Here is a 7096-nt window from a genome sequence, read left to right on the forward strand (position 1 = left end):
CAAGTTGCTTTTCGTCTGCGATATCGGCCTGTTCAAGCAATCCGGCTATCTGCAGCTCATTGGCCTCGCGACGAGTACGGATATCTTTGGCCCGTTCCTGCAATTGCAGTTCGATCTGCCGGAAGACGTCGGTCTGGAACAGCTGCGCAAACAGGGCTTCGCGCTTGAGCGACGTTTCCAGCAGCAGTTCGCGAAACTTGCCCTGCGGCAATACCATCACCTTGCGAAACTGTTCGGCTTTCAACCCGGTGAGGCTTTCTACATAATCAGTAATCTGCCCGGCTTTTTTGGCAACAAGCACCTTCGGCGTGGCGTCGGTCAGATCAAGCATGACGCCTTCAGTGCCGATCTCCCTCAGGCCGCTGCCCCGGGTTTTGGGTACCCGCTGTGCAGGCTGGCGCTGGATTTCGTATACCTTGCCGCCAAGCCGGAAGCCAAAAACCACGCGTGCCACTGTCGCAGGATCGGCCAGGTCCGAACGCAGCGAACGCGGGTCTTTTTCATCGCCCGTGGTCTCCCCGTACAGGGCAAAACAGATGGCATCGAGCAACGTGCTTTTGCCGGCCCCGGTTGGGCCGTTAATCAGAAACAGCGGATTAGGCCCCAGCTGCGTGAAATCGAGCTTCTGCTCGCCGGCAAATGGCCCGAAGGCCTGCAGATGCAAATACAAGGGAACCATTTATGCTTCCCTTTTCAATACATTATCGACCACACTCTGCATGGCTGTGCTTTGCGCCTGCGTCATGGGCTGCCCGCTGACCTGTTCAAAAAAGTCGCTGAACAGTGAAAACTCATCACGGCGCAGCCTGGCGGCTGACATCAGCGGCCCAGTCTCGTCCTGGTAAAGTTGGGGTTTTTCCATTTGCAGCAAATTCGGATATACCGCTCGCAGTTTCCCCATGGGGTCAAGAATCGCGTGATCATCGGTCAGCCGGGCAAGCAAATAGTCGTCGCAATGTGCGTCGGTCTGTGCTGCACGAACCAGGTCGTCCAGCTTGCCTTCGATGGTTCGCACTTCATGTCGCGGATACAGCGGCAACGGCGTAGCCGCGGCGACGCCGTCCTGATCGATGTCAACCAGCAGCACGCCTTTCTTGTGTTTTTCTTCGGAAAAACTGTACTTGAGCGGCGAGCCGCTGTAGCGTATGCGCCCCTGCCGAAATGCCTGAGGCCCATGCAGATGGCCCAGCGCCACGTAGGCAAAACCCTCGAACAACGCAGCAGGAACCTGGTCGGCGCCGCCGACAGCCAGCGGGCGTTCGGATTCGCTTTCCTGGCTTCCTGCCAGAAAGCAGTGGCTGATCAGGACATGAACGCCCTGGGCCGGTTTGTTTCGGGCAATTCGCTCAATCAGATACCGGTGCGCCTGTTCATAGCTGTCAATGGGTTCCTGGGCAAACACTCGTACCTGTATCGGATCCGTATAGGGAATGCCATGAAAATACAACGGCCCCATTTGCGTCTTGACCATAACCGGCTGCAGCATTTGCTCGTAGTCGGCAATGATATGCACACCGGATGCGTTCAATGGGGTCGCGGCAAAACCCAGCCGGTCAGCACTGTCGTGGTTCCCGGGAATAATCACAACTGGAATATTCAGGCCGTGCATGCGATTCAGAAAATCATTCAACAGTCGCACGGCGCCCGCAGGTGGGACTGCACGATCGTATACATCACCGGCAATCACCAGCGCATCTGCCTGATGCTGCTGGGCATAGTCTGCAATTTGCTGCAGAACATGGGCCTGATCATCCAGCAACGGGTGATTGCACAGCGAACGACCCAGGTGCCAGTCGGAGGTATGGATAAATTTCATGAAGCACAACAACGCAAGAAAGGAAAAAATGACCGGGCTACCCAGCCGGGCGCCGCGCCGAAGCCCGATATGTTCAGGAACAGCACAGCCGACAGGCTCTATCTTATCCTGTCAGTGAGCCTTTATCATCCCTGCATTTGTACGCTACTAATTTTGGCGATTAGCGTCTAATGGGTTGACAGCCGGATACCGCCTGCAATAATATAAATTCATTACAGGCCTTCTGACGAAGCCCTGTATGGGGGAATTTAGTCCAACTTGCTGCCCCGACATTCGGTCAAACCAGCTAAACAGGAGCGCTCAATGAGTATTTCTGCCCCATCCCCATCATCTTTTGCATCCACTGCCGGCAACGCCGTCAAAATCATTGTGGATAGTAACCAGGCCTCGCACATCGACCCCACCGGCAACTGCTATGTCAATCCTCAGGATTGTGCAGTACAGTACAGCCCAGGCTCTACCGCCTACATTTTTGATATCGAATTTTTGCAACAACTGCGCCGGCATTTACGTAAGGCCGGCCGCTTCGAACTCGACGTTACGCCGCTGAACCACGACCTGAAGCACGTTGCCGCCTCGTTGCTCACTGTCCTGCAAAAGAACGTAACACCAGATTGACCCATCCCCTGTTGATGTTAGACTGCATATACCTTATTGCACATATCAGAAGGATTGACCTATGTACAAGTTGAATGAGCATGGCCGCGAATCGATCAGCACCTTCCTGGACGCTGTCGCCAAACCTGGCACTGCCCGTGACGCGTTTATGGTCCGCGCCGAGCAAATTGCCAATGAGTCGTTCGCAGTAGATCAGAATGCAATCATGGATATTCAGGGACCCGATACGCAAAGCGGGGACGCCGAATCGATGCAATTGCTCAAAAGCTGGTTCGACCTCGTCTGAGGCAGTTGCTCCTGCACCCTGCCCGGGATTGACGGCAAGGCCGATGCAAGACCGGGTATGCGAAATATACGATGTGCAACGCAGGGCAACATGCCATGTCGCGAACAAAAGAGATAAAAATCAGCTGAGCTGAAAATACCATCGAACCACACTTTCATTTAGAAGACGTCAAAGACTCATGGCCGGTATTCATGGCCGTTACTCATGATCTTTACCACGACCTGCATTCTTGATCGCCGCGTTGCCGCATGCATCTGGTCAAGCCGTTTCTGTTTCGTCTTGTCGACCCGGACGCGGGCGTGTTCTTAATTTGAAAAAGTTCGTGAGACGCACTTCGATGCCCGCGATTGTTTGCTGTGCAGCGATTGTTTGCTGTGCAGCGCTTGTTGCAGCAGCAATAACAGGCCATGCGGTTATCCTAAACACCATACTGCCCCCTAAGCGCCGTGTAGCATCAGGGTCATTGCTGCTAGCCAATGCTACACAACATGGTCGCATGAAAAACAAAAAAGGGCTTACGATAAATTCGCAAACCCTTGATTCGTATTGGTAATTGACCTTCGGATTGGTGGGTGCTACAGGGGTCGAACCTGTGACCTACGCCTTGTAAGGGCGCCGCTCTACCAACTGAGCTAAGCACCCGTCGATCAACTAAGCATTAAATTATAAGGAGGTCTGAAAGACAATGCAAGCATTTTTTACGCCGCATGTTCTTTTTTGTGAAAAAGTGACACTACTGCAACTATCACCAGGCCCACGAGCAGGCCGACCACAAAATGCACCAACAAAGTAAGGATGGCGTCCAGCATGCCGGTGCCGTGTCCCGGCAAGACAGACTCGAGCCAATGTTCAGCGCCAGGAATACCGTGCAAAATGATGCTGCCACCAACCAGGAACATTGCAATGGTTCCGACAATGGACAGCAATTTCATCAGATACGGGGCAAGCCAGAGAATGCCCTGCCCGATCTTTTGGGCGATACTGCTCTGCAAACTGGACAGGTACAGCCCCAAATCGTCCAGCTTGACGATACCGGCGACCAGCCCATAGACAAAGACCGTAATCAGCAACGCGATCACGCTCAGAATAATCACCTGGGTCATGATGGGCTCGCTGGATACCACGCCCAGAGAAATGACGATAATTTCAGCTGAAAGTATGAAGTCGGTACGAACGGCGCCGCTGATTTTCGTTTTCTCATCCACTGGCGCTGCCTGCCCTGTCTGCTTTTCTTTTCCCTTGTGGAAAAACGTATGAATGACCTTCTCCGCCCCCTCAAATGACAGGAATGCACCACCGAGCATCAATAGCGGCAGGATCAGCCACGGAACAAAATAGCTGATCAGCAAGGCGGCGGGCACCAGAATCGCTTTATTGAGCAGAGACCCTTTGGCCACGGCCCAGACAACCGGCAGTTCCCGATCGGGGTTGACTCCCGTGACCTGCTGTGCGTTCAACGCCAGATCGTCACCCAGCACGCCCGACGTTTTTTTCATGGCAGTCTTGCCCAGTACGGCAACATCGTCAAATGTCGCGGCGGATCCCTTGACGGCAGTCTTGCTCATCAGCGCCACGTCATCCAGCACACTTGCAATATCGTCCAGTAACGCCAATAGGCTTCCAGCAGCCATAATGTTCCCCATTTAAGTATTTTGTAGATGTCGGATATCGACAACGGTCTACTCGTGGCAATGCAGCAGCTTAACGCTAGCCAAAATAATACTTGAGTCTGGCGAAAATAATAAAGGCTTTTCTTTACAAATAATCTTTTTCCGACCGGCGCCGACCACGACAAGGGTACCGGGCGCCGCGATCTGGTAAACAAAACACCATTTCAAACAGCATAAAGACCGCCCAATAACGACAACGTGCAGCAACGACCAAACAAAAAGCCGACTGCTTTTTCAAGCAACCGGCTATTTGTTTGTTTGCGATCCCCAACTGCCATGCGCAGCGGCGACCCGCTCTCGACTATGAATTAGTTGACAGCGTCTTTCAGTGCTTTACCTGGACGGAACTTAGGCACTTTGGCTTTCTTGATTTTGATGGCTTCACCTGTACGTGGGTTACGGCCAGTGCGAGCAGCGCGGGTAGAAACGGCAAAAGTACCGAAGCCAACCAGCGTCACGGTACCGCCTTTTTTCAGCTGTTGTTTAACAGCAGCGATAACGGCATCAAGAGAGCGGCCAGCAGCAGCTTTAGAGATATCTGCTTTGGTAGCAATGTATTCAACGAGTTCTGTTTTGTTCATTCAGACAACCCCAAGTTAGTAAATTATGATGGTTAATTCATCCGGAATATAATCGCCTCTAAATCAATGACTGTCAAGAAAAAAACCTGGCAACAGCCGCATATTTATTAGCTTTTTAACAAATTTCAATCAAAAACGAAATATTGTGTTTTTTTTCATACACCCCGGCACGGTGCAAAAAGCTGATTTTGCTTTGTCTATTTCCCCATGCAGCGATCAAGTGCCTGAGCAAAATCATTGATCAGATCAACTTCATCTTCGATGCCCACAGAGATTCGCAACAGGTTATCGCCGATCCCCATTTGTGCGCGCCGCTGTGCACCCATTTCATAATAAATGGTATGCGCCACCGGCAGCGACAGAGTCCGCGAATCACCCAAATGCGTTGCCAGTATAACAACGTCCAGCGCATTGAGAAAATCAAAACAGTCAATGCCGTCAATCAATTCAACGCCCAGTAGCGCGCCGTAGCGGCCACCAAAAAGCCTTGTGGCCAACTCGTGTTGTGGGTGATCGACCAGCCCGGGATAACGTACGCTTGCAATCCCTGGATGGGATTGCAAAAATCTGGCCAGCGCAAATGCATTGGAGCAAGCCTGATTCATACGCAGGGCAAGCGTTTCGGCGCCAACGGCGATTTTGTGCGCAGCCTCTGCGGACAAGGTTCCGCCCATATCGCGCAGCCCTTTCTTTTTAATCTGGGTCAACCCCCAGCTGTCAGGACTGCCTTTTTTATAATCATCGTAAATATTTGCATATGTCGACCAGTCATACAGCCCGGTGTTGGTAATGGAACCGCCCAGGGCGTTGCCATGGCCACAAATATATTTTGATAAGGAGTTCATGACCAGCGCCGCATGCACATCGCGGCCCTTGAGCAGATACGGTGATGTCAGCGTATTGTCTACGACATAGACCAGATTACGGTCGCGACACAGCAAGCCGATTTTTTCCAAATCGGCAATCTGGGTTCCCGGATTGGCAATGGTTTCGACAAACACCATGCGGGTTTCAGGCCGGATTGCCGAGCTGACGCTAGCGGCGTCGGACGGATCCACAAATGTGATATCAATGCCGAAATGCGTCAGCGTACCCAGCAGGCTGTTGGTGTTGCCGAAAATGTAACTACTGGAAATAAGATGATCACCCTTGCGCAGTAGCGTCAGGAATATGGCGCTTAACGCAGCCATGCCGGTGGCAAAGGTGACGGTTCCCTTGCCCTGCTCCAGCAAAGTAATTTTATTTTCCAGCGCCGCCGTGGTCGGCGTGCCCTGACGCGCGTAGGTATATCCAGGCTTACCCTGAAATACCGCGGCCAGTTCACGCGCATCATCATAGGCGTATTCGGTCGACACATGGATGGGCTTATGGATGGCCCCATGTTCTATACAATCACGCCGGTCGGCGTGCAACACAGTTGTGGTCAGCTGTTTTTCCTTCATATTGCATCTCTGATAAAAATTACTTTCTCTGACGGACTGTTTCAAACAGACAGACCGCACTGGCAACGCTTACATTCAGGCTTTCGACAGACCCCAGCATCGGGATCCGGACCAGCTGATCGCAGGTTTCCCGTGTCAGCCTCCTGAGGCCCTCGCCTTCGGCGCCCATGACCCAGGCCACCGCGCCCCGGGCATCGACCGCATGCATATCGCTGGGGGCCTCATCATCGGTACCGACAAGCCAGATATCCCGTTCCTTGAGCGCCCGCATCGTTCTGGCCAGATTGGTGACCATGATATAGGGCACGGTATCGGCAGCGCCGCAAGCAACCCGCTGCACGGTTGCGTTCAAGCCGACAGCGCGATCCTTGGGTGCGATCACCGCATGCACGCCGGCCGCATCTGCGGTACGCAGGCACGCGCCCAGATTATGCGGATCGGTGACGCCGTCCAGGATCAGCAGATGTGCCGGCTCGGTTATGACATCGAGCACATCATCGACATTGACTGCCAGTTGTTTGGGGTCCGCCACGGCTACCACGCCCTGATGACGCACGCCTTTGGCCAGACCTTCGAGCCGGTCCGGCGCCACGGGAATGACCTTGATTTTATGTTGTTTGGCCAGGTCAACCAGGCTCTGCATGCGCTTGTCGCTGCGCGAGGCTTCTATATAAATTTCCCGG

General features: G+C 53.1%; 8 protein-coding genes and 1 tRNA gene. 2 read left to right on the plus strand and 7 right to left on the minus strand.

Going from position 1 to position 7096, the window contains the following annotated elements:
* A partial coding sequence (locus ACTIKR_RS19750) for an AAA family ATPase (RefSeq protein WP_442328792.1) occupies window positions 1-679 on the minus strand: 679 nt, incomplete at its 3' end.
* The gene (locus tag ACTIKR_RS19755; RefSeq protein ID WP_193088916.1) at window positions 680-1816 is read right to left on the minus strand and encodes an exonuclease SbcCD subunit D; all 1137 of its coding nucleotides are present in this window, start codon (window positions 1814-1816) and stop codon (window positions 680-682) included.
* Window positions 1817-2119: 303 nt separating this feature from the next.
* Between ACTIKR_RS19755 and ACTIKR_RS19760 the strand changes: the two genes are divergently transcribed.
* Window positions 2120-2434 carry a hypothetical protein gene (locus ACTIKR_RS19760; protein WP_442328793.1) on the plus strand — a complete coding sequence of 105 codons (315 nt, stop codon included), beginning with the start codon at window positions 2120-2122 and terminating at the stop codon, window positions 2432-2434.
* Window positions 2435-2495: 61 nt separating this feature from the next.
* The gene (locus ACTIKR_RS19765) at window positions 2496-2720 is read left to right on the plus strand and encodes a hypothetical protein (protein ID WP_193088914.1); all 225 of its coding nucleotides are present in this window, start codon (window positions 2496-2498) and stop codon (window positions 2718-2720) included.
* Window positions 2721-3286: 566 nt separating this feature from the next.
* Here ACTIKR_RS19765 and ACTIKR_RS19770 read toward each other — a convergent pair.
* The 5 genes from ACTIKR_RS19770 to rlmB form a co-directional block, all read right to left on the minus strand.
* Window positions 3287-3362: transfer RNA gene (locus ACTIKR_RS19770), tRNA-Val, on the minus strand.
* 56 nt (window positions 3363-3418) lie between these two features.
* A complete protein-coding gene (locus tag ACTIKR_RS19775) occupies window positions 3419-4351 on the minus strand; it encodes a DUF808 domain-containing protein (RefSeq protein ID WP_442328794.1) in 933 nt (310 codons plus the stop codon).
* Window positions 4352-4698: 347 nt separating this feature from the next.
* On the minus strand, window positions 4699-4971 hold the full coding sequence (locus ACTIKR_RS19780) for an HU family DNA-binding protein (RefSeq protein ID WP_014751147.1): 273 nt from the start codon (window positions 4969-4971) through the stop codon (window positions 4699-4701).
* Window positions 4972-5168: 197 nt separating this feature from the next.
* The gene (locus ACTIKR_RS19785) at window positions 5169-6413 is read right to left on the minus strand and encodes a cystathionine gamma-synthase family protein (protein ID WP_442328795.1); all 1245 of its coding nucleotides are present in this window, start codon (window positions 6411-6413) and stop codon (window positions 5169-5171) included.
* Window positions 6414-6432: 19 nt separating this feature from the next.
* The coding region (rlmB, locus tag ACTIKR_RS19790; RefSeq protein WP_442328796.1) for a 23S rRNA (guanosine(2251)-2'-O)-methyltransferase RlmB at window positions 6433-7096 on the minus strand (664 nt) is incomplete at its 5' end.

The organism is Advenella sp., from assembly GCF_052108595.1.
In the GTDB taxonomy this organism is placed as follows: Bacteria; Pseudomonadota; Gammaproteobacteria; order Burkholderiales; family Burkholderiaceae_B; genus Advenella.